At 38.1% G+C, this 22399-nt stretch carries 16 protein-coding genes; 14 read left to right on the top strand and 2 right to left on the bottom strand.

The features are described 5' to 3' along the window. Positions 1-2 precede the first annotated feature (2 nt). From BIV20_RS08775 to BIV20_RS08745, 7 genes are all read left to right on the top strand, one after another. The gene (locus BIV20_RS08775) at positions 3-2384 is read left to right on the top strand and encodes a homocysteine S-methyltransferase family protein (RefSeq protein ID WP_075720144.1); all 2382 of its coding nucleotides are present in this window, start codon (positions 3-5) and stop codon (positions 2382-2384) included. A 213-nt stretch (positions 2385-2597) separates the two neighbouring features. After that, entirely contained in the window at positions 2598-5090 is a 2493-nt protein-coding gene (locus BIV20_RS08770; RefSeq protein WP_075720142.1) for a cation-translocating P-type ATPase, read from the top strand. Positions 5091-5154: 64 nt separating this feature from the next. Continuing rightward, entirely contained in the window at positions 5155-6051 is an 897-nt protein-coding gene (locus BIV20_RS08765) for a DUF4474 domain-containing protein (protein WP_075720140.1), read from the top strand. Next, positions 6048-6938 (top strand): metallophosphoesterase, encoded by an 891-nt coding sequence (locus BIV20_RS08760; RefSeq protein ID WP_075720138.1) that lies wholly within the window; start codon positions 6048-6050, stop codon positions 6936-6938. The genes BIV20_RS08765 and BIV20_RS08760 overlap by 4 nt, the downstream gene beginning before the upstream one ends. Positions 6939-7168: 230 nt before the next feature. Next, positions 7169-8077, top strand: a complete 909-nt coding sequence (locus BIV20_RS08755) for a LysR family transcriptional regulator (RefSeq protein ID WP_075720562.1) — start codon at positions 7169-7171, stop codon at positions 8075-8077. 111 nt (positions 8078-8188) lie between these two features. Further along, positions 8189-9049 carry a methylenetetrahydrofolate reductase [NAD(P)H] gene (metF, locus tag BIV20_RS08750; RefSeq protein WP_075720560.1) on the top strand — a complete coding sequence of 287 codons (861 nt, stop codon included), beginning with the start codon at positions 8189-8191 and terminating at the stop codon, positions 9047-9049. 170 nt (positions 9050-9219) lie between these two features. Beyond that, positions 9220-10371 carry a GGDEF domain-containing protein gene (locus tag BIV20_RS08745; protein ID WP_075720136.1) on the top strand — a complete coding sequence of 384 codons (1152 nt, stop codon included), beginning with the start codon at positions 9220-9222 and terminating at the stop codon, positions 10369-10371. 74 nt (positions 10372-10445) lie between these two features. Here the strand turns inward: BIV20_RS08745 and BIV20_RS08740 are convergent, their stop codons facing one another. Beyond that, entirely contained in the window at positions 10446-11630 is a 1185-nt protein-coding gene (locus tag BIV20_RS08740) for a cation:proton antiporter (RefSeq protein WP_075720134.1), read from the bottom strand. Between the two features lie 167 nt (positions 11631-11797). Between BIV20_RS08740 and BIV20_RS08735 the strand changes: the two genes are divergently transcribed. Continuing rightward, complete coding sequence (locus BIV20_RS08735; protein WP_075720132.1) at positions 11798-12799, top strand: asparaginase; 1002 nt, start codon at positions 11798-11800, stop codon at positions 12797-12799. Here BIV20_RS08735 and BIV20_RS08730 read toward each other — a convergent pair. Next, the gene (locus tag BIV20_RS08730; protein ID WP_075720130.1) at positions 12796-14055 is read right to left on the bottom strand and encodes a chloride channel protein; all 1260 of its coding nucleotides are present in this window, start codon (positions 14053-14055) and stop codon (positions 12796-12798) included. The two genes, BIV20_RS08735 and BIV20_RS08730, sit on opposite strands and share 4 nt — an antisense overlap. Positions 14056-14227: 172 nt before the next feature. Between BIV20_RS08730 and BIV20_RS08725 the strand changes: the two genes are divergently transcribed. The 6 genes from BIV20_RS08725 to BIV20_RS08700 are packed head-to-tail and all read left to right on the top strand — an operon-like array spanning position 14228 to position 22322. Continuing rightward, the gene (locus BIV20_RS08725; RefSeq protein WP_075720128.1) at positions 14228-15001 is read left to right on the top strand and encodes a DUF975 family protein; all 774 of its coding nucleotides are present in this window, start codon (positions 14228-14230) and stop codon (positions 14999-15001) included. Positions 15002-15017: 16 nt separating this feature from the next. Continuing rightward, entirely contained in the window at positions 15018-15704 is a 687-nt protein-coding gene (locus tag BIV20_RS08720) for a response regulator transcription factor (protein WP_075720125.1), read from the top strand. Further along, on the top strand, positions 15701-16891 hold the full coding sequence (locus BIV20_RS08715; RefSeq protein WP_075720123.1) for a sensor histidine kinase: 1191 nt from the start codon (positions 15701-15703) through the stop codon (positions 16889-16891). Before BIV20_RS08720 ends, BIV20_RS08715 begins: the two co-directional genes overlap by 4 nt. 1 nt (position 16892) lies before the next feature. Beyond that, complete coding sequence (locus BIV20_RS08710; protein WP_075720121.1) at positions 16893-18257, top strand: Wadjet anti-phage system protein JetA family protein; 1365 nt, start codon at positions 16893-16895, stop codon at positions 18255-18257. After that, on the top strand, positions 18254-18961 hold the full coding sequence (locus BIV20_RS08705) for a DUF4194 domain-containing protein (protein WP_075720118.1): 708 nt from the start codon (positions 18254-18256) through the stop codon (positions 18959-18961). Before BIV20_RS08710 ends, BIV20_RS08705 begins: the two co-directional genes overlap by 4 nt. Then, positions 18948-22322, top strand: coding sequence for an ATP-binding protein (locus BIV20_RS08700; RefSeq protein ID WP_075720116.1), 3375 nt, complete (start codon positions 18948-18950; stop codon positions 22320-22322). The genes BIV20_RS08705 and BIV20_RS08700 overlap by 14 nt, the downstream gene beginning before the upstream one ends. Positions 22323-22399: the final 77 nt, after the last annotated feature.

The following is a 22399-nucleotide window of genomic DNA, read 5'->3' as shown; positions in this document are numbered from 1 at the left end:
ATATGGAATTGAAAGAACGTTTAGGAAAAGAAATTTTATTTTTTGATGGAGCAATGGGAACCATGCTTCAGGCACGAGGATTACAAACAGGAGAGATACCGGAACTTTGGAATATGACTCATGAGGAGGTAATATTAGATGTGCATAAGCAATATTTGGAGGCTGGATGTGATATTGTAAAGGCAAATACCTTTGGCATTAATCCGTTTAAAATGGAAGGCACCGGGTTTACTTGTGAGGAACTGACGAAAAAAGGAATTGAATTGGTAAAAAGAGCAATTCAGGAAACCGGTAAAAAGGCATATACGGCATTGGATATTGGCTCTCTGGGAAAGCTGTTAGAACCATTAGGAGATTTGCCTTTTGAAGAGGCATATGAAGCATTTAAGCCGGTATGTATTGCCGGCGAACAGGCAGGCGCCGATCTGTGTCTTATTGAGACGATGAATGATACTTACGAGATTAAGGCAGCAGTGTTGGCAGCAAAGGAAAATACAAATCTACCTATCGTTGTTACTATGGTATTTGATGAAGGTGGGAAACTTTTGACCGGAGCAGATATGGAAGCCGCTGTGGCCATGTTAGAGGGACTTCGTGTAGATGCCATAGGTCTGAACTGTGGATTTGGTCCTGATGTTATGAAGGAATTTCTTCCAAAGTTACGGGAAGTATGTTCTCTTCCAATTGTGGTAAATCCCAATGCAGGACTTCCGGTAGTGGTAGATGGAAAGACTTGTTTCCATGTAGGACCAGAGGAATTTGCAAGTATTATGACTGAAATTGCAGATGAGGGAATTTCTGTGATGGGTGGATGTTGTGGAACCACACCGGCACATATTAAGGCACTGGTAGAAAAATGTAAGGGAAAGAAACCATTAGAGATTACAGATAAGGGACGTTCTGTAGTATCATCCTATACCCATGCAGTTGTATTAGATAGCAGACCAAAGATTATTGGCGAGCGTATTAACCCAACCGGAAAGTCTAGATTAAAACAAGCGTTGCGGGAAAATGATTTAGAATACATTTATAAAGAGGCACTGGCACAGCAGGATATGGGAGCACATATTTTGGATGTTAATGTGGGATTGCCGGAAATCGATGAGGTAGCTATGATGAAGTCAGTATTGACAGGACTTCAGGGAATTACAGATTTGCCGTTGCAGATAGACACCTCAGATATGGAGGCTATGGAACAGGGAATGCGCCTGTATAATGGAAAACCACTTATTAACTCAGTCAACGGAAAACAGGAGTCTATGGATGCAGTTTTCCCATTGGTGGCAAAGTATGGCGGAATGGTAGTATGTCTTACTCTGGATGAGAACGGAATTCCGGAGACTGCTGAGGGAAGAATTGAGATTGCAAAGCGCATCATTGCGGAAGCAGAGCGCTATGGTATCCAGAAAAAGGATTTGTTGATGGATACCTTGTGTATGACCATTAGTACCGGACAGGAGAATGCCAAGATAACGTTAGATGCTTTGGACTATGTGCGGAATACTTTGGGAGTGCATACGACACTTGGAGTATCTAATGTATCCTTTGGATTGCCGCAGCGTGAATTGGTAAATACAGCATTTTATACCATTGCATTATCCCGTGGATTAAGTGCCGGAATTATCAATCCAAACAGTGAGAAAATGATGGCAGCATATCATTCCTATTGTGCATTGAATGGCAGTGATACTCAGTGTACGGATTATATCAATATTTATTCACAGCAGGCAGATGCACCCAAAAAGGCAGCAGATAAAAAGGAAGTAACTCTTTACGATGCGGTAGTAAGAGGTTTGATTGACAGTGCATATCAGGCGGCAAAGAAGGAATTAGAAACCAGAGAACCTTTGGCAGTGATTGATGAAGAGCTGATACCTGCATTAGACAAAGTGGGTCAGGGATTTGAGAAAAAGACTGTATTCCTGCCACAGTTATTAATGAGTGCTGATGCAGCAAAGGCAGGATTTGATGCAATCAAAGAATTTTTACAGGCAAAGGGAGATGCTTCGGCTTCTAAGGGAACTATTGTTATTGCTACTGTAAAAGGTGATATTCATGATATTGGAAAAAATATTGTAAAGGTATTACTGGAAAATTATGGATTTAATGTGATAGACCTAGGTAAGGATGTTCCACCGGAAACAGTAGTAGAAGCTGTAAAAGAAAACAATGTAAAGCTGGTGGGATTAAGTGCGTTGATGACTACCACGGTAGTGAATATGGAAACGACCATAAAGATGTTAAAGGAAGAAGTGCCGGAGTGTAAGGTAATGGTAGGAGGGGCTGTTCTGACTCAGACTTATGCAGATATGATAGGCGCAGACTTCTATTCTAAGGATGCTATGGGCTCTGTACGATATGCAAATGAATTATTTGAGGCATAATCTTTACAGTATCTTAACTTGTGTCTGATGATTGAGTCAGATATAATAAAAACAGAAAAAGGGAGTAGCTGGAGCCAAAGGCTTGTGTTTTATCGTCAATACGATTCGAGGAATCCGGTAAACAACGTAAGCAGCGAGACTTTTTTGTGACAAAAAACATGTTACAAAAAAGCCTCGCTGCTTTTTTGTGCATAATTATGAAGGAGGAACAGAATGAAAGAAAAAAGAAAAGGGCTTTCTACGTTGGAGGCTCAAGAAAGGCTAAAGGAATATGGTTATAATGAGTTGGCGGAAAAGAAAAAACAAAGTGTCGTGGTAATTTTTTTGTTACAGTTCAAAGATTTTTTGGTAGGACTTTTGATTGTAGCATCTATTATTTCTTTGATGTTAGGAGATTTAGAAAGTGCATTGGTAATATTGTCGGTAATTATTATGAATGCTGTTTTGGGAACGGTGCAGCAGAAAAAGGCAGAGCAGTCTCTGGAAGGCTTAAAAAAACTTACAAGTCCTTGTGTAAAAGCAATGCGAGATGAAACGGTAACTGTAATAAAAGGAAGAGAACTGGTACCGGGAGATATTGTTTTATTTGAGGCAGGGGATGCATTGTGTGCCGATGGAATTTTGATAGAAGCAGAGGCAGTTACAGTAAATGAAAGTGCCCTTACCGGAGAAAGTATTGGTGTGGAAAAAAGTGCGAAGGACGTAGAAAAATCTATGGTTTACTCTGGATGTATTGTAAATACAGGAAGAGGAAAATATGAGGTAATCCGAACCGGAATGGATACAGAGGTGGGGAAAATTGCTAATCTGGTTCAAACAGCAGAAGAGAAGAAAACACCTTTGCAGATAAGTCTGGACGATTTTGGGAAAAAACTTTCCTTTGTTATAATGGGAATTTGTGCGTTGGTCTTTGGTGTCAGTGCATGGCAGGGGGAAAACTTACCGGATGCATTTTTATTTGCCGTAGCTCTTGCCGTAGCAGCGATTCCGGAGGCGTTAAGTTCTATTGTTACGATTGTACTGGCATTTTGCACTAGAAAGATGGCAAAAGAGAATGCCATTGTGCGTAAATTGGCATCTGTAGAAAGTCTGGGGAGTGTATCGGTGATTTGTACGGATAAGACCGGAACATTAACACAGAATAGGATGACAGTAACCGGAAGATTTACATTTGACTGCCAAGAGAAGGAAACTCTGATGTACGCAGGCATCCTTTGTAATGATGCGGTAATAGAAGGAGAAAAACAGATAGGAGACCCTACGGAGACCGCTTTGTTAAGCTTTGCAGAGAAAAAAGAGGCAGGAAGTGTGGAACAGGTGCGAAAGCAATTTGCAAGAATATCATCTATTCCCTTTGATTCTGAACGAAAATTGATGACTGTATTGTGCAGTCAGGAAGGCGCAGAGGACTTTACGATTACGAAAGGTGCGGCAGATGTACTGTTGAGTCGTTTGACCTTGGTATTGGAAAAGGGAGAAGTAAGAAGCATAACGCAGCATGATATAGAAAAGATTCAGGAAACCAATCAGGGATTTTCTGAAAAAGGACTTCGTGTACTTGCCTTTGCAGCGCGAAAAGCGAAGGATGGAAAAATGCAGGAGGAAAATTTATGCTTCTTAGGAATAATGGCTATGGCAGATCCACCAAGAGAGGAATCAAAAGAGGCAGTAACTCTTTGTACACAGGCAGGCATCAAAACAGTTATGATTACCGGAGATCATCCGCAGACTGCAGCAGCCATTGCAAAAGAAATTGGAATTTTGCGTGATGGAGATCCACAAGGGGTAATGACAGGAACAGAACTCGAGAAAATCAGTGATGAGGAGCTGATGGAAAAGGTAAAGACCACCAGGGTATATGCCAGAGTTTCCCCGGAACATAAGATTCGCATTGTACGGGCGTGGCAAAAGCTTGGCATGATTACGTCAATGACCGGAGACGGTGTCAATGATGCACCGGCATTAAAAAAGGCAGACGTGGGAGTAGCCATGGGAAAATCCGGTACAGAGGCAGCGAAGGAAGCTTCCGATATGATTTTAGCAGATGATAACTTCGCAACAATCGTAAAGGCAGTAGAGAGCGGAAGAAATATTTATGAAAATATCAAAAAGTCTATTGGATTTCTTTTGTCAGGAAATATGGCAGGAATTCTCAGCGTGCTTGCTGCCTGTCTGGCAGGAATGTCGCTTCCGTTTGCACCGGTACATTTATTGTTTATTAATTTATTAACAGACTCGTTACCAGCGGTAGCTCTTGGAATGGAACCTCATTCCAGAGAGGTAATGAAGGAGAAACCAAGACCTGCTAAGGAAGGAATTATGACAAAGGCTTTTATGAGAAATATTCTGATAGAAGGAACTGTCATTGCGGTGAATACTATGGCAGCGTTTATCATAGGAGGAGCTAGTGTCTATGCTTTTGGTGTGCTCTGTCTTTCCAGACTTTTGCATGGATATACCTGCAAAGGAAAACAGCCGGTATTAGGCAGTGGAAAGATGTGGAATAATACCTATATGAATGGAGCATTTATGATTGGATTTGTATTGCTGAATCTGGTGCTTCTGATTCCGGTTTTTGAAAGTCTCTTTCAGACTACAGGAATTACTGGTGTTGGAATCCTGATGATTTATGGATTCAGTTTGTTAAGTTTTTTTGAAAATCAGTTGATTCGATGGATAAGAGAAAAGTTACATAGGAAGTCTTAAAAACGAACTCTCTAGTCCCTTCTGAATATATTAATAGTGATAGAACAGAAGGGATGGAGAGGATATGAATATCGAATATATTATTTGTGGATGTATTGCACTGGTGATTTTGTTGATGGTTATTATTTGTTGTCTTCGATACCATCGTCACAAAAAGGCAAAACACAGTGTAAAGTGTAGAAGTGATGAGGAAAAATTAAGAGATATCAATGATGCATTAAAAGGATTTGGATTTGCCTATGATTTACAAAAGGACATTTTTTATTCCTTAGAGAATGCATGGCAAAGAAAAATGGGATACGGGAAAATATATGATGAAATGGCTCCGTCTATGAATATGGTGATTGATTGTGAGCCAATTTATTTTGAATACGATAACCGTTTGTTTTTGATTGAACTGTGGAAAGGGCAGTATGGTATTACCACAGGTGCAGAGGTTGGAATTTATACAGCGGAACTTTCAGAGAAAGAGCCGGAACAGGTCTTTTATCATGCTGCATCGGAGAAAGACCAACTGCTTATGAATATTACTTTGTGGAAAAACGGAAAGAAATTGTTTCGGCAGGGAAAAGTTCATTGGTGGCTTACAGGATTTCGATTAGGCGAGTTTTCTTACCCGGGGGAATTAATGTTGGAAGTATCTATAAGTTTTACAGATTCAGATATGCTGGATGCCTTTGTGCGAGGATGCTACCGTGCAGGATATTTGCCGGATAATCTTCATATCTGGTGCAATCGTGTGGAATTTCGATTTGCAGTACCAAAGACGAAACAGCCGTCCAAGCGAAAATGCCGTAAAAAGCTGGCACAATGGCAGAACCGCTATGATTGCAGGTTATATTGTAGAGTAACCAGATGTTTTGAACGAACTATAGATAAATTGGATTATCTGATGCAGGCATACCCCGGAATTTTTCGATTGATTTTGAAAATGGGAAGAATCGGGTCTGGCAGGAAATGAACAGAACTTGGGAAAAATTAGAGAAAGCTTATGAAAATGCCCCATGTCTTCCGATTCATTCTAACAGTCGATTTGTTTTTATGAGCGATTGTCATAGAGGGATTGGAAACTGGGGCGATAATTTTCAGCCTAATCAGAATTTGTTTTTTGCAGCATTGCAGTATTATTATCGTCGCAAGTTCACCTATATTGAACTGGGAGATGGCGATGAATTATGGGAAAATCGGAAAATAGGAGAAATTGTACGAACACATAGCAATCAGTTCTGGCTGATGTCAGAATTCTATCGGGAAAATCGTTTTTATATGATATATGGAAATCATGATAGGAAGAAGGAACAGGAAGAATTTATAGGAAAGATTTGTAATACTTATTATTGCGAAAGCGAAGGAATAGAACGCAATTTATTTCCGGGAATGAAGGTGCAAGAGGCGATTCGATTAAAGGATAATTGTGATGGACAGGAGATATTTTTGGTTCATGGACATCAGGGAGACTTCTGGAATGATACATTGTGGAAGGTAACTCGTTTTCTGGTGCGATATGTTTGGCGAAGATTGGAACTGGCGGGATGCAACGATCCTACCAGTACCGCAAAGAACTATCGAAAAAAAGAGAAAACAGAAAAGAAACTGGAATATTGGGCGAAAGAACATCAGAAAATTTTGATTGCAGGGCATACACATCGACCGGTATTTCCGAAACCTGGAGAAGGGTTTTATTTTAATGATGGAAGCTGTGTTCATCCAAGATGCATTACCGCGATAGAATTAGAAGGAGGAGAACTATCATTGGTAAAATGGAGTATGGAGGTACGAAAGGATAATCTTATATATATTGGAAGACAAGTGCTGGAGGGACCGGTGTCAATGAAGGAGTATCAATAATAGGGAAAACTTAAGAAATTTTAGAAGAAATAATAAGGTTTTCCTGCCATAATGATATCAGAACAAGGGTGACTCTATCAAAAGAGAGAAAAGCAGGGGGCGATATATGAGAATAAACAATGAGAATTTATCAGAGCAGTTCCTTTGTTTATATAAAATTGCGACCAAGCAAAGAATGGTGTATAATTGAAAAAGCAGTCATTCAAGAAAGAAAGGAAGGCAGCAGGGTTATGACATTACAGCAGTTAAAATATGCCATTACAGTGGCAGATAACCAGTCGATGAACGAAGCGGCTAAGGAATTGTTTATTTCACAGCCAAGTTTGTCTAATGCAATGAAAGAATTGGAAAAGGAAATTGGAATCAGTATTTTTACAAGAAGTAATAAAGGAATTACCATATCTTCAGACGGAGCAGAATTTTTGGGATATGCAAGACAGGTAGTGGAGCAGGCATCGTTGTTGGAAGAAAAATATTTAGGAAAAAGTCCGGCAAAAATAAAGTTTAGTGTTTCTACCCAACATTATTCTTTTGCAGTAAATGCCTTTGTAGATTTGATTTCTGCTTATGATGCAGAACATTATGATTTTATGTTGCGGGAAACAAGAACTTATGAGATTATTGAAGATGTAAAAAATCTTACGAGTGAAGTAGGAATTTTGTATTTGAATGAATTTAATCGCAAAGTGATTCTAAAAATGTTAAAGGAGAATAATCTGGAGTTTCAGGAGCTGTTTACAGCAGAACCACATGTGTTCGTGGGGAGAAATAATCCATTAGTTACGAAAAAGAAAATTACACTGGAGGATTTAGAAGACTATCCTTGTTTATCTTTTGAACAGGGAGATTACAATTCTTTTTATTTTGCAGAAGAAATACTAAGTACTCTGCCGCATAAGAAATCTATAAAGGTTAGCGATAGAGCAACATTGTTTAATCTGTTAATTGGATTAAACGGTTATACTCTTTGTAGTGGTGTTATCAGTGAGGAATTGAATGGAAAGGATATTATAGCGTTGCCATTGGACGTGGAAGGAGAACAGATGTGTATTGGGTATGTTACTCATAAAAATGCCACACTTAGTCGATTTGGTGAGATGTATATTGAAAAATTAAAAGCTGCTGTTGCAATGGAATAATATTGATATAGACAAAAACTATAACTAGATATAAAAATTATGATATTCCTTATTGCTATAGAGAATGATATAATGTTTGTTAATGAGAGAAACAGAGCAAAGGAGAAGAATATGAAAGTAGAAAATTTGTTTCGGGAAAAAAGACCGGTAATATCATTTGAAATATTTCCGCCAAAGCGTGATACGGAATTAAAAAATATAGATGGAACTTTAGAGATTTTGAGCAGATTGAATCCTGATTTTATTAGCGTAACTTTTGGAGCAGGAGGAAGTGCTACGAATAATAAAACAATAGCACTGGCGAAGAAGATTAAACAGGAGTACGGAATTACCCCTATCGTCCATTTAACATGTCTTAATTACAGTAAAAATGAGATGGATGAACTTTTAGCAGAGTTAAAGGAAAATGAGATAGAGAATGTTCTGGCATTACGTGGAGATCGCAATCCGGATATTGAACCAAAGAAGGAATTTCATTATGCAACTGATTTGGTGAAATATATCAAGGCACATGGAGATTTTGATGTATGTGGAGCCTGCTATCCGGAGGGCCATACAGAGGCAGAAAGTATTGTAGCAGATATTCAGCATTTAAAAGAGAAGGTGGATGCTGGTGCTACCCATTTAATCTCCCAGTTATTTTTTGATAACAATATATTTTATTCTTTTCAGGAAAAGACGAAGTTGGCAGGAATCAATGTTCCGATTGAAGCAGGAATTATGCCGGTAATCAATAAGGCGCAAATAGAGCGTATGGTAACTTTGTGTGGTGCGTCTTTACCGGAAAAATTTCAATGTATGATGAATAAGTATGAGAATGATAAAGATGCATTATTTGATGCGGGAATAGCTTATGCAGTAAATCAGATTGTGGATTTGCTGGCACATGATGTAGACGGAATACATATTTATACCATGAATAATACAAAAGTAGCAGAACGAATTTGTAAGGGAATTGAGAATTTGATATAAGCAATGATTATTGAGGGGACAAGAGTGGTGAAAGTATCAAAAAAAACAGCCTTGGGGCTGTTTTTTTGATGCGTAAAAATAAGGTAAAATTAAGGAAATGGATATTCTTTTTTTATAAAAATATAGTATAATGGAACAAATAAGCTATTTGTTACATCGGAGGAAGCATAATGAATATTATTATGATTGAGAGAGCAGAAGTTGTATGTGCTATCATTCTATTTACCTTACTTATATATAGTATAGTGTATTTTAAAAGAAATAATTCAGTACAATTTATCCGAATGTGTTGTTACGCATTGGGACATGTGATTTTTGATATAATTACGGTATATACTGTTAATTCGGTAAATGTAATACCTGCAACTTTAAATAAGGCATGTCATCTTTTGTTTATTTATTTTGCTATCTTGTTTTCATATGAATTGTTTGCATATACAATTGAACAGCGGATAGCAGAAAAGCAAGTGAGGATTATAAAGCGAATTGGTCAGGTAATTGTAGGTGGATACATAATAGTAGCCCCATTTTTAGAAATTGAATATGTGAAGGGAAACGGAACAAATTATAGCGCAGGGGCTTGCATAAGGGGTGGATACATAATTGCGTTTACATTTTCGATAGTAGCTGTAATGTTTTTGATTATCGGTGTTAAAAAGATAAGAAGCAGTACGCAATGTATTATGGCGGCAATGTCCGTTATTATGCTTGGATGCATGACGGTTCAGATTATTGTACCGGAAATACTATTTACTGGGGCTGCCTTAACTTTTGTAATCATGGGTATTTTCTTTACTTTGGAAAATCCGGCCAGAATGTTTATGGAAAAGGCATATACTGATATAGAGACAGGTGTAAGGAACAGAAACTGTTTTGATGAAGATATGGAATGTTATGGGAAGCGTTTGCAGAGCATCGGCAATGGACGAATGACAGTTGGTATTATTGTATGTGATTTAAATGGATTAAAATCTGTGAATGACAAGTCTGGGCATGCAGCGGGCGATAAATTGATACGTTCAGCAGCGCATGTGCTAAAAATGCAATTAAAGAATGCAAGAGATGTTTATCGTACAGGCGGAGATGAGTTTGTTGCAATTTACACGGAGTGTTCTGCGGAAATGATGGAAAAGGATATTGAAGCAGTGCGTATAGCTTGTGAAATGGATAATAAGCATAGAATCAGTATTGCTATTGGATATGCAATATCCAGTCCCAATACCACATTGGCTCAGACCTATCAGCAGGCAGATATCAAAATGTACGAAAATAAGTTAGACATGAAGTCAAAAGAAAAGGAAAAAGTGCTAGAGAGTGAATAGAAGAATAGGAAGGAAAATAGGTCGCCTATGGGTTCATGGGCGACCTATTTTTCGTGAATTTTGTTTCGTTAAATTTAATTTGCAACTTTCTTTTTGTCTTTGAAAACAACTTTTAACAGAATTGGTGTAATAATTGTGGTAATTACGACAGTAACAACAATAGGGGCATATAATTCATCGCTGATAAGTCCTAAAGATTCACCTTTATTTGCCACAATCAATGCAACTTCACCACGGGAAATCATGCCGACACCAATTTGTAACGATTCTTGAGTGGTATACCCCATAAATTTAGCGCCAAGTCCACAACCCACAATTTTTGTGAGAATTGCAACAATAACTAATAGTATCGTAAAGATAATAATGTCAGTAGTCATGGAACTAAGTACTACTTTAAGACCAATACTTGCAAAGAAAACAGGAGCAACTAACATATAGGATACCGTATCGAATTCGTGATAGATGAATTCGCGTTTACTACTGTAACTAATAACAAGTCCGGCCACATAAGCACCAGTGATATCTGCAACACCGAAGAAAGCTTCTGCACAGAATGCCATAATTAAACAAAATGCAAAGCTTATTACGACATAACGTCTTTTTAATCCCAGATGTATAGCGTTCCATTTCTTAAAGAAAATTCCATAAACAATGCCAAAAACAATTGCAAATACGAAGAAACCAACAATTTTTAGTAATACAAGTCCAATATTGGTACTTGGGTCAGCAAGGCTGGTAACCAATGTAAGTGCAATGATACCAAGAATATCATCGATTAACGCAGCGCCTAAAATAGCAGTACCAGCTTTCGTGGAGACTTTTCCAAGTTCTTTTAACGTTTCAACTGTAATACTTACTGAAGTTGCGGTTAAAATAATACCAATAAAAATATATTGTAACAGTTTACTGGTAGGAAGGTCTGTGGACGCAACATTACATGCATAGGCAACTCCAAGGCCTCCCAATAAAGGAACGATGACACCAAACAAAGCGATGATAAAGGAAGCCAGACCAGATTTTTTCAATTCCTCTGTATCCGTTTCCAGACCAGCCATAAACATCAGAACAATAACACCAATTTCGGATACCTGACTTAAAAATTCAGTTCCCTGAATTAAATTGAGGCAGGCAGGTCCAAGAATTAAACCGGCAAGTAGAGCACCTACGACTTGTGGCATATGAGCCTTGCTGGTAGCAAGTCCTAACACTTTTGTACTTAGCAGAATAATAGCCAGATACAATAAATAATCATAATTCATAAATTTTCCTCCATACCCGATTAAAATACCTTTAATACTTATCGAATTATACTCCTAGGGGAAGAAAAAAACAAGATGAAAATACGACAAGAAAAGATAAAAACGGTTGCTATTTTTAAAAAATTTTACTATTATGTTAAATAGTATTTCAGGAGGGACTACAAGATATGAAAAAGAAAATTTTACTAATTGCTACAGGTGGAACCATTGCGTCTTTAAAAGCGGAAAATGGTCTAACTCCGTTGATTCGGGCCGAAGAGATTTTGTCCTATATTCCAATGGTATATGAATTTTGTGAGCCGGCGGCAATTCAGATTTGTAATATAGATAGTACCAATATGGAGCCAAAACATTGGAAATTGATAGTTCAGACTATAAGGGAAAATTATGAATTATATGATGGATTTGTAATTGCACATGGAACAGACACCATGGCATATACGGCAGCAGCCCTTTCCTACATGATTCAAAATTCCAGAAAGCCGGTGGTATTGACAGGAGCACAAAAGTCCATTGATTTAGAGATTACAGATGCAAAAACAAATCTCTTAGATAGTTTTCGTTATGCCAGTGATGATAAATCACAAGGAGTTCAGATGGTGTTTGGTGGAAAAGTGATTGCCGGTACGAGAGCTAAGAAAATCCGGTCTAAGAGTTATAATGCATTTGAAAGCATTGACTATCCGGCACTTGCCACAATTCAAGAGTCCAGAATTATGCGATATATTGAACCGGTACCTTTTCAGAAACCGGTTACGTTCTATGAAGAAATGAATGAAAATATTTTTTTGATGAAATTAATACCTGGAATTTCGCCGAAAGGCTTGCAGTTCTTTTTTGAACAGTATGATGCTATTATTATAGAGAGTTTTGGTGTAGGGGGAATTCCGGCTTCCATTGCAGATGTATTTTATGAATTGGATGAGAAGTATCCGGAAAAGGTAATTATCATGGCAACTCAAGTAGCCCATGAAGGCAGTGATATGACGGTATATGAGGTAGGAAATAAAATCAAAAAGGACTGTCGTATTCTGGAGTCCTATGATATGACCTTAGAAGCAGTTATTGCCAAAACCATGTGGATGTTGGCAGGCAATAACCGCGGAAATTTAAAGGTAGAAGAGGCTTTTTACCAAAAAATCAATTATGACATGGTATTTGAGCCTTAATGGGTTTTTCGGTTGATAAATTCTGTTTTATATTTAGAGTATACAATTTTCTGGCTATGGTATAAGCCATAATAGCCGGACAGCATATAGCTCAATGCAATTGACAAAAGGAAGTAGGGCATTGCATCAAAGCCAAACAGTTCGAAGCAGATGAGTAAAGAACTGATGGGGCAGTTGGTAACACCGCAAAAGACAGCACCCATTGCTACAGCAGTACAGAGCTCCGGAGAAAATCCGAGAATGTTTCCAAAGGTGAAACCAAAGGTAGCACCAATGAAAAAGGAAGGAACAATTTCTCCGCCTTTATATCCTGCACCTAGCGTGATGGCAGTGAAGAGAATTTTAAGTAAAAAAGCATACGGAACACATGTTCCGTCAAAGCAACGTTCAATAACAAACATACCGGCACCATTGTAATCCTGATTTCCTACAAGCAGAGTGAATAAAATAATCAGAATGCCTCCAATGAAGATGCGAAGGTATGCATTGGGAAAAAAGCATTTTTGCAGTTTCTCAGAGGTGTGTAGTGCAATACAGAAAAATGCACTCACCACAGCACAAAGTATGGCAAGAAATGCAACGATAATGGCATTTTTTATGGAAAAGGCAGGAAACTGCGCAATGGTGAATTGTTCCGGCATAATTCCAAAGTGCAAAGCAATTCCATGGGCAATCAGAGATGAGATTACACAGGGAACTAGGGCAGAGTAATGCATAATGCCGACACTTACTACTTCCATAGAGAAAATGGCAGCGGCCATAGGAGTACCAAAAAGTGCAGAAAAGGCTGCACTCATACCACACATAATCATGATGTGTTGATCTTTTTCGTCAAAACGAAAGACTCTTCCAAGGGAATTGCCAATACTGCCTCCAAGTTGCAGAGCAGCACCTTCTCTTCCTGCGGAACCGCCGAAAAGATGAGTCAGGACCGTAGAGATAAAGATAAGAGGGGCCATTTTTAGAGGGATACTTTCTCCGGAATGAATGGCAGAAAGTACCAGATTGGTTCCCGTGTCCCTTTCATCGCGCATGAGATGATAAGCGCCCACGATAAAAATGCCTGCAACGGGCAGGAAAAAAATTAACCACGGATAATTCCCGCGTGTGTCAGTAGCATAAGTCATACAGAAATGGAATAGTGTTCCGATTCCCCCAACAATGATACCTGATAATACGGAAAAAAGTAGCCATTTCAGGAAAATGAAAAGTTGTGAGCCAAGCGGTTTTACATAACATATAAATTTTTCTCTCATAAAAAACTCCCTGTATCCTTTGTAATATAATCTATTTTCATATTATCATTCAGGAGAAAAATTGACAAGGCAGTATTTTAAGGTTATCTTAAGGAAAAGCGGTAACGCATTTAAGGAACGGGCGATATGATAAGGACAACAAAGAGAACGATAAAGAAAAGGAGAGGTTCTTATGTGGACAAGAAAAGAATTAAAAACAAAATCTAAAATAAGATTTCAGGCAAATTATTGGAAATCAGTTCTGGTGGCATTGGTTTTGATGCTTGTGATAGGAACATTAGGAGGAGGAAGTGTTTTGACAGAAAAGTTTAGTGGAAACGGTAATTCTGAAACACAGGATAGTGAAGAGAGTATTGCGTATGATATGGGATATAGTATGGGACATAGTATGGGGGATGCAGTGACAGAGAAGAATGATGTAGTTGGTGATGCAGTGGTTATGGCAGTCTTTGTTATTATCTTAGTGATTGCAATTATTGTAGTAGGTATTATTATAATTCCATTGCAAGTATTTGTGTTTAATCCGTTGGAAATTGGCTGCAAGCGATTTTTTCTAAAAAATCTAAAAGAAGATGCACAGGCGCGGGAAATGTGTTATGCTTTTGATAATGGATATAAAAGTAATGTGAAGACGATGTTCTTCCGAGATTTGTATACATTTTTGTGGATGCTGCTTTTGATAATACCGGGAATTATAAAGGCATATGAATATCAGATGATTCCATATATACTGGCAGAGAATCCAGGAATGGATAAAAAGGAAGCATTTGCTTTAAGTAAGAAAATGATGTATGGAAATAAGTGGAAATCTTTTGTTCTGGACTTGTCATTCCTGGGATGGAATATTTTAAATATTCTTACCCTTGGCGTTCTTGGAATCTTTTATGTAAGTCCTTATGAATGTCAGACAGAGGCAGCTCTTTACGAAGCAATAAAGAATCAGTAAGGAAAGGGGGAGAAGTATGGCATATACAGTGTTGATTGCAGATGATGAAAAGGAGATTCGTGAACTTTTACGTTTGTATTTGGAAAAGGATGGCTATCAGGTAGTAGAGGCAGAAGATGGGATACAAGCGGTGAAGTTACTGGAAAAGAAAGAAATAGATTTAGCGTTGCTGGATATTATGATGCCTGGAATGGATGGCTATCAGGTATTGAAAAGGATTCGGGAAAACAGTAATATTCCGGTAATGATATTGTCGGCGAAGAATCAGGATGTAGATAAGATTCTGGGGTTGGATTTGGGAGCTGACGATTATTTGTCAAAGCCTTTTAACCCGTTAGAAGCAATGGCGAGAATTAATTCTAATATTCGCCGGTTCTATTCTTTGGGAGCAAAGGGAAAAGAAATAAAAGAACTTAAGGTTAAGGATTTGCGTTTGGATACAGAAGCATGCGCAGTATATAAAAACGATACCTTGATAGATTTGACTTCCGTTGAATATCGGATTATGCGTATGTTTATGGAGAATCCGGGAAAGGTGTTTACGAAACAGCAGCTTTTTGAGGAAGGCTGGGGGGAAGAATATATTGTGGCAGATAATAGTATTATGGTATGCATCAGTAAGTTGCGTGCAAAACTTTCAGAAGAAAATGATGCTTACATAAAGACAATTCGCGGACTGGGATATCGTATGGAGAAGGAATGAAAGAGAACGATAAGTTAAAAGGATTTTTGATAAAAAGGTTTCTGTTGATTTTAGTGTTTGTAGCAAGCAGTGAAGTATTGATTAATATTTTCTATAATCAAATCGTTTATCCGTGGCTTGCGGGTACGATGAAAATCAATATTTTCATGACTAGGGTCAATGCAGGGGAATCCTTAACTACTTTTTGCAAAGGAATTTTATGGATACTTGGACATGGATTAGCGGGAGCAATTCCTTTCGGAATAGGAAGGCAGTTGGGGAGTTTTGTGGATGATTGGGCAGGAAAGCATATTGTAAGTCAGCTAATGAGCCAGACAGCACAGATGAATGGAAGAGAACAACAGATATATTTTGCAGGAGTTGTGGCAGTATTACTTTTATTAATGTTAGGATTGTTACTTCCCTATGTATTGTCAGCCATTTGGTTTAGCAGAATGGTTACAAGAAAAGTGGTAGAACTGGAACAAGAAGAACAGTTAAAAAGAGAGGAATACGATAGAAGGAGAAATCTGCTGTTGTCAGATGTAGCCCATGATTTAAAAACTCCTATGACTACGGTGACAGGATATGCCAGTGCATTGGCAGGAGGACAGGTGGCAGAGACGGAGAAGCAACAGGAATATCTTCAGATGATTTATAATAAATCCATGCAGATGAGTGGATTGATTACATTATTATTTGAATATGTTAAACTGGATAGCGAGGGATTTGCACTGAAAAAGAAACGAGAGAATATTACAGAGATTTTGCGTGAAAGCGTAGCGGCTTTGTATACGGATTTCGAAGCAAAGAACATGGAAGTAGAGGTGTTTCTACCGGAGGAACCCATATATTCTTGTGTAGATAGAGTGCAGTTTCAAAGAGCAATTAATAATTTGTTAAATAATGCCATAAAGCATAATCCTTTCGAAACAGAGGTAGGTATTATTATGAAGGCAGAAGAGGACTGTGTAGAGATACGAATCTGCGATAATGGTGTTTTGATTTCGAAAGAAACAGCGGATTATATTTTTGATCCATTTGTTATGGGAGATGAGTCCAGAACAAATAAAGGGGGTAGTGGACTGGGATTAAGTATTGTGCAGAAGATTATTTCTATGCATGGCGGAGTGATTCAGCTCCGGCAGGATTTAGAGGGGGATTATAAAAAGGCATTTATTATAAAAATGAAGATAGAAGAGGAATAAAATGGAATACCAATATGACATACCAGATAGTTTCTATAGTCTGTTCCGATCGCCTAATCGGGACACTTATATAGAGGCTTTATTGATTATTAATGAAGAATATGAATACCAGAGTTACTTTTTGAGCCGGGAAGCATGTGTGCGGATTCTGAGTGAGTATTTTTCCCAGAAAAAGATTCGAATGGAACGGGAAGAAAACGAAACAGAGTTGGACATTTTGGAAACCCCGGCTAATCGTATTTTAAACTGGTTGTTAAAAAGCCAGTGGCTGAAAAAGTTAGAAGATTATTACGCGCAGGTAACCAATATTATTATTCCTGACTATGCAGCAATTTTTATAGAAGCATTTGAAAAGCTTACCAGTGAGGATATGGACGATACGGAAGTCTATATTCAAAACGTTTATGCAATCTTATTTTCTTTAAAAAATGATGGAAGAGCCAATATGGGATTATTAAAAACAGCATTGGTGAATACGAGAAAATTGAACAAATCATTGCAGGATATGCTTCACAATATGGACAAGTTTTTTGCAAGTCTCTTGGAAAAAGATTTTTATGGAGATTTACTGAAAGACCATCTGGAAGGCTATGTGGAAGAGATTATTCGAAAAAAATATCACATTTTAAAGACGAGCGATAACTTTTACATTTATAAGACAGATATTAAGCAGTGGCTTCGGGAAATGCAGAGTGATTATGATTGGATTATGGCAATCAAAAACCGAGAGCAAGGAAATGTAACGGAACAAGAGATTATTGAAACCTTAGAGCGTATTGACCATGGTTTTGATGACATTGAACGCAGAATTGCCAATATGGACAAGGAACATATGAAGTATGTTAAGGCAACGGTGGTAAGATTGAATTATCTGTTGGATGGAGAAGGAAGTATGAAGGGGATGATTATTCAGCTTTTGAATGAAATTTCTTCCCATGAACAGCAGGATAGTATGCTTACACGAACAGCAGAACATATGAATTTGGCAAGTTTTGAAACGTTAACAGAGAAGTCTTTATATCGTAAAAGGGCACCACGAAAGAACTTTATTGAAAATCTTCAGCCAGAGGAGGAACATGAAGAACTTTCGAAGGAAGATATTTTACGGTTGAATCAGATTCATCGAAGGTATAGCAGACGTCAGATTGAAGAATTCTTAGAAATGCATGTAGATATGGATGGCAATGTAAAGGTGAATGAAGAAACTGTAAAGAGCGATGAAGATTTTGAAAAATTGATTCTTGCTTACGATTATGCAGGAAAGAAAAACAGTAGATATATGGTAAATGTAAAAGAAGAGGAAGTTGTGGATAACGGAAACTATGTATATCCAAAACTTACTTTTATTAGGAGAGGAACAGAATGATAGAATATTTTGATTTATTACCGGAAGAGGAACAGCAGCAGTTGACCGAGGTAATACAGACATTATTAAAGCAGACCTTTGTGTTAGAACGAAAATATGAGAAGCGTACCGGACGTTTTATCTTTAATCGCGAATATCGGATTCTAAGTAAACATTTGGAATTTCTGAAAGAGTATTTTAAGATTGCCGGTATGGAAATTGTAGAAAATATACCGAGTGGTGTGATTTATATTCGTGGAGAGGGCATTGCACCGGAACGACTTTCTAAGCTTGCGACTATTTATTTACTGATTTTGAAATTAATTTATGATGAACAGATGGCATCAGCATCTACCAGCATCAATATTTATACTACGTTGGGAGAGATTAACGAGCGGGTAGGAAGTTTTAATTTGTTAAAAGACAGACCATCTCTTACAGAAATTAAACGTACCCTTGTCTTGTTAAAGAAATATCAATTAGTGGAAGTATTAGACCCATTAGAGGAACTGGAGTCTGAGACTAGAATTATTATTTATCCGTGTATCAATATGGTGCTCTTAGGAGAGGAAGTAAAACATCTTTTAGAAAGTTTCCAGGAGGATACGGCTTTGGAAAACGAACAGGAAGAGGTATTTGTGGCGAATGAGGTGGATGAGACGGAAATAGAAGAGGCAGAAACGAAGGAACAAGAGGAGGAAGGAACAACAGATGGAGACCAATAAAAATAAAGACCGGTTTGAGGCTTTGTCACGAATGTGCCTGAATAACTGGCATTATATAGACCGAAAGGTGTTGTCCTTTCACAAAGAAATTAACTTTTTTACGGGACATTCCGGAAGTGGAAAGTCTACAATTATTGATGCGTTGCAGATTGTATTATATGCCAATACGGACGGAAGGGGATTTTTCAACAAGGCGGCAGCAGAGGATTCGGACCGAAGCCTCATTGAATATCTTCGTGGAATGGTAAATATCGAAGATAACAATGAGAATGCATATCTTCGGAATCGTGATTTTTCCAGTACGATTGTGTTGGAATTAGAACGTACTGATACAGGTGAAAAGCAATGTGTGGGAATCGTATTTGATGTAGAAACAGCAACCAATGAGATTTCCAGATACTTTTTCTGGCATAAAGGGGAATTGCTGGAAAATAATTATCGTATGGAAAAGCGTGTCATGTCTACAGAAGAAGTGAAGGAATACCTCACCCGCAAGTTTGATAAAAGTGAATATTTTGTTACTTCCAGAAATGAGACTTTCCGCAGAAAGCTTTATGATGATTATCTGGGCGGACTGGATATGGAGAAATTCCCTATGCTTTTTAAACGAGCTATCCCTTTTAAGATGAACAGTCGATTGGAAGATTTTGTAAAGGAATATATCTGTATGGAGCAGGATATCCATATTGAGGACATGCAGGAAAGTGTAATTCAGTATGGAAGAATGCAGAAAAAGATTATGGATACGGCAGAAGAAATCAATCGTTTACAGGAGATTTCGCAGGCTTATGAAAAGGTAGAAGAGAAGCGAAAAGAGATTGAAAAGTACGAATATTTTACGAAGAAACTTGAGATTCTACGGGGCAAAGAAGAAATAGGGGAATTAGAAGAAAAGATTCAGTTCCACAAAAAAGATTTGGAAAAGCTGAAGGAACAGATTGAGGTTTGGGAGCAGGAACGTCAGGAAATCAATCGGCAGAAGGAGGAACTGATACGTCTTATTGCAGAAACGGGATATGAAGAAGCGAAAGACCAGTTAAAAAGTGTAAATGAATTGCTGGAACGACTAGAAAGAAGTAAGGCAGAGTGGGACAGAACTGCAGCAGGATTACAGGAATGGGCAGATAATGATATGGCAAGTAATGCCATATTGTGGGATGTGGAAAAATTCTGTAAATACGAGATAGAAAAAGAGGAATTAGAGACCCTAAAGCGTTCCATTCAGGAATTACGAGAAGAAGTTATAGAGGAAAGAGAGAGTATCGCTTCACAGGTAAAAGAAATTCGCAGAGAATCCAAGGAAGTGAATGCAGAACTTTCTGAATTGCATAAGGGAAGTAAGGCATATCCAAGAGAAATCATAGAGGCAAGACAATACCTGTATCAGACCCTTTCCGAAAAGAATGGAAAAGCGGTAAAGGTAAGTGTACTTGCAGATTTATTGGATATTGCAGAGGAGCGTTGGCGGAATGCGGTAGAAGGTTATATGGGCAGTAATAAGCTACTCTTAATTGTGGAACCCAAATATGCCAAGCAGGCAATGGAATTGTATCAACAGATGGATAAGAAGAAGTTTTCCAGAGTAGCAATATTAGATACTGAAAAAGTAATGGAAACAGAGCATCGTGTAAAGCAGGGGGCATTGGCAGAGGCAGTAAAGACAAAGGAAGATTATGTAAGAAGTTACATTGACTTTTTACTTGGAAACGTGATTAAGTGTGATTCCATTGATGAAATGAGGGAGCATGCTATTGGGGTAACAGATGACTGTATGCTATATCAGGGGTATAAGTTGCAGCATATGAATCCTAATAATTATACGAAGTTTGCATACATTGGTGCAGAAAGCTTAAAACGACGTATGGCTATGTTGAAAAAACAGCGGGATGAATTGGAAAAGAAACAGTTGCCATTAGAAGAGGAATTACAGAAGTTAGATAATTTGCTTGCGATGGAAGCCTTAGAGAAGAATACGGAACATTATTGCGAATGGCTTTCTGATATAGAACGGATTCCTGCGCAACAGAAGGAAAAGACGCGCTTAGAACGCCGTATTATGGAATTACAGCAGAAAGATGTGGCAGGACTGAAGTTGCAGAAAGAGGAAGTAGAAAAGAAACTTCAGAAAAAAGAGGCAGATATACGCGAGGCAAGAGCCGGAGAAGTACGTCAGACTGACCAGATTGCCGAAGAGGAGCGAGAGTACATTCAGGTTAATCAGGAAGTGGTATTGCTGGAAAAGGATTTTGCACCGCAAGCAGAGTTAGAACAGGAAATTGCTACTGTAATTGAACAGGAGCATCGTCTTACTTTGGAACAGTTAAGACGTCGGTATGCGGCGCGTCAGGAAACAGGGGCAGAACAGAAAGAACAGCTATTCCGCCAACTTACAGAAATACGTAGTGAGTATTTGCGAAAGTACCCGAATCGTGGATTTGGCGCAGCAAGCGAAGAGAATACACAGTACGACAATCTGTTAGAGGAATTACAATTTAATGATTTGGAGCGATTCCAGAAGCTTGCAAAAGAACAGGCAAAGTCAGCAGTTGAGCATTTTAAAGATGATTTTATGTTCAAGATACGTAGTGCTATCAAGGATGCCATGACAAGAAAGGATGAGTTGAATAAAATTATTGCCGGATTAGATTTCGGTAAGGATAAATATCAGTTTGTCTTTAAGAAGAATACAGGAGAAGACGGAAAATATTATGATATGTTTATGGATGAGGATTTGGAAATCAATCCGACTCAGTTAAACGATAATATGGATAACCAGATGAACATGTTTACCATGAAGCATGAGGACAAGTATGGTGATTTGATTAATGAATTGATGTCTATTTTTATTCCACCGGTGGATGCCACTCCGGAAGAGCAGGAGGAAGCAAAGAGAAATATGGATAAGTACGCGGATTATCGTACTTATTTGTCCTTTGATATGCAACAGATTGTGCGTGGAGAAGATGGTACTGACATGAAATTAAAACTTAGCAAAATGCTTCGAAAAAATTCCGGTGGAGAAGGTCAGAACCCATTGTATGTGGCGTTATTGGCAAGTTTTGCACAGGCCTATCGCATTACATTGAATACAAAGTATTTGAGAACACCAACCATTCGATTGGTAGTGTTGGATGAGGCATTTTCTAAGATGGATGGAGAAAAGGTGGCAAGTTGTATCAGCTTAATACGAAGTCTGGGATTCCAGGTAATTATCAGTGCTACCAATGATAAAATACAGAATTATCTGGAAAATGTAGATAAGACTTTCGTATTTGCAAACCCTAATAAAAAAAGCATTTCTATTCAGGAATTTGAAAAGAAAGAATTTGAGCAGTTGGAGGATGTAGAAGCGGTTCTATAGATATGCAAATGTCATTTCTGCAACGCAAAAGTTGAATTTCTGTTGCAATCGGAAAAAGTATTTCTATATATTCTTTT

Origin of the sequence: Roseburia sp. 499 (genome assembly GCF_001940225.2) — a bacterium.
Lineage (GTDB): Bacteria > Bacillota > Clostridia > Lachnospirales > Lachnospiraceae > Petralouisia.
This window is presented reverse-complemented; position numbering and strand designations above follow the sequence as displayed.

Coding starts and splice junctions, on each gene's coding strand:
- BIV20_RS08775 (WP_075720144.1), top strand. CDS start 3: ATGGAATTGAAAGAACGTTTAGGAAAAGAAATTTTATTTTTTGATGGA.
- BIV20_RS08770 (WP_075720142.1), top strand. CDS start 2,598: ATGAAAGAAAAAAGAAAAGGGCTTTCTACGTTGGAGGCTCAAGAAAGG.
- BIV20_RS08765 (WP_075720140.1), top strand. CDS start 5,155: ATGAATATCGAATATATTATTTGTGGATGTATTGCACTGGTGATTTTG.
- BIV20_RS08760 (WP_075720138.1), top strand. CDS start 6,048: ATGAACAGAACTTGGGAAAAATTAGAGAAAGCTTATGAAAATGCCCCA.
- BIV20_RS08755 (WP_075720562.1), top strand. CDS start 7,169: ATGACATTACAGCAGTTAAAATATGCCATTACAGTGGCAGATAACCAG.
- metF (WP_075720560.1), top strand. CDS start 8,189: ATGAAAGTAGAAAATTTGTTTCGGGAAAAAAGACCGGTAATATCATTT.
- BIV20_RS08745 (WP_075720136.1), top strand. CDS start 9,220: ATGAATATTATTATGATTGAGAGAGCAGAAGTTGTATGTGCTATCATT.
- BIV20_RS08740 (WP_075720134.1), bottom strand. CDS start 11,630: ATGAATTATGATTATTTATTGTATCTGGCTATTATTCTGCTAAGTACA.
- BIV20_RS08735 (WP_075720132.1), top strand. CDS start 11,798: ATGAAAAAGAAAATTTTACTAATTGCTACAGGTGGAACCATTGCGTCT.
- BIV20_RS08730 (WP_075720130.1), bottom strand. CDS start 14,055: ATGAGAGAAAAATTTATATGTTATGTAAAACCGCTTGGCTCACAACTT.
- BIV20_RS08725 (WP_075720128.1), top strand. CDS start 14,228: ATGTGGACAAGAAAAGAATTAAAAACAAAATCTAAAATAAGATTTCAG.
- BIV20_RS08720 (WP_075720125.1), top strand. CDS start 15,018: ATGGCATATACAGTGTTGATTGCAGATGATGAAAAGGAGATTCGTGAA.
- BIV20_RS08715 (WP_075720123.1), top strand. CDS start 15,701: ATGAAAGAGAACGATAAGTTAAAAGGATTTTTGATAAAAAGGTTTCTG.
- BIV20_RS08710 (WP_075720121.1), top strand. CDS start 16,893: ATGGAATACCAATATGACATACCAGATAGTTTCTATAGTCTGTTCCGA.
- BIV20_RS08705 (WP_075720118.1), top strand. CDS start 18,254: ATGATAGAATATTTTGATTTATTACCGGAAGAGGAACAGCAGCAGTTG.
- BIV20_RS08700 (WP_075720116.1), top strand. CDS start 18,948: ATGGAGACCAATAAAAATAAAGACCGGTTTGAGGCTTTGTCACGAATG.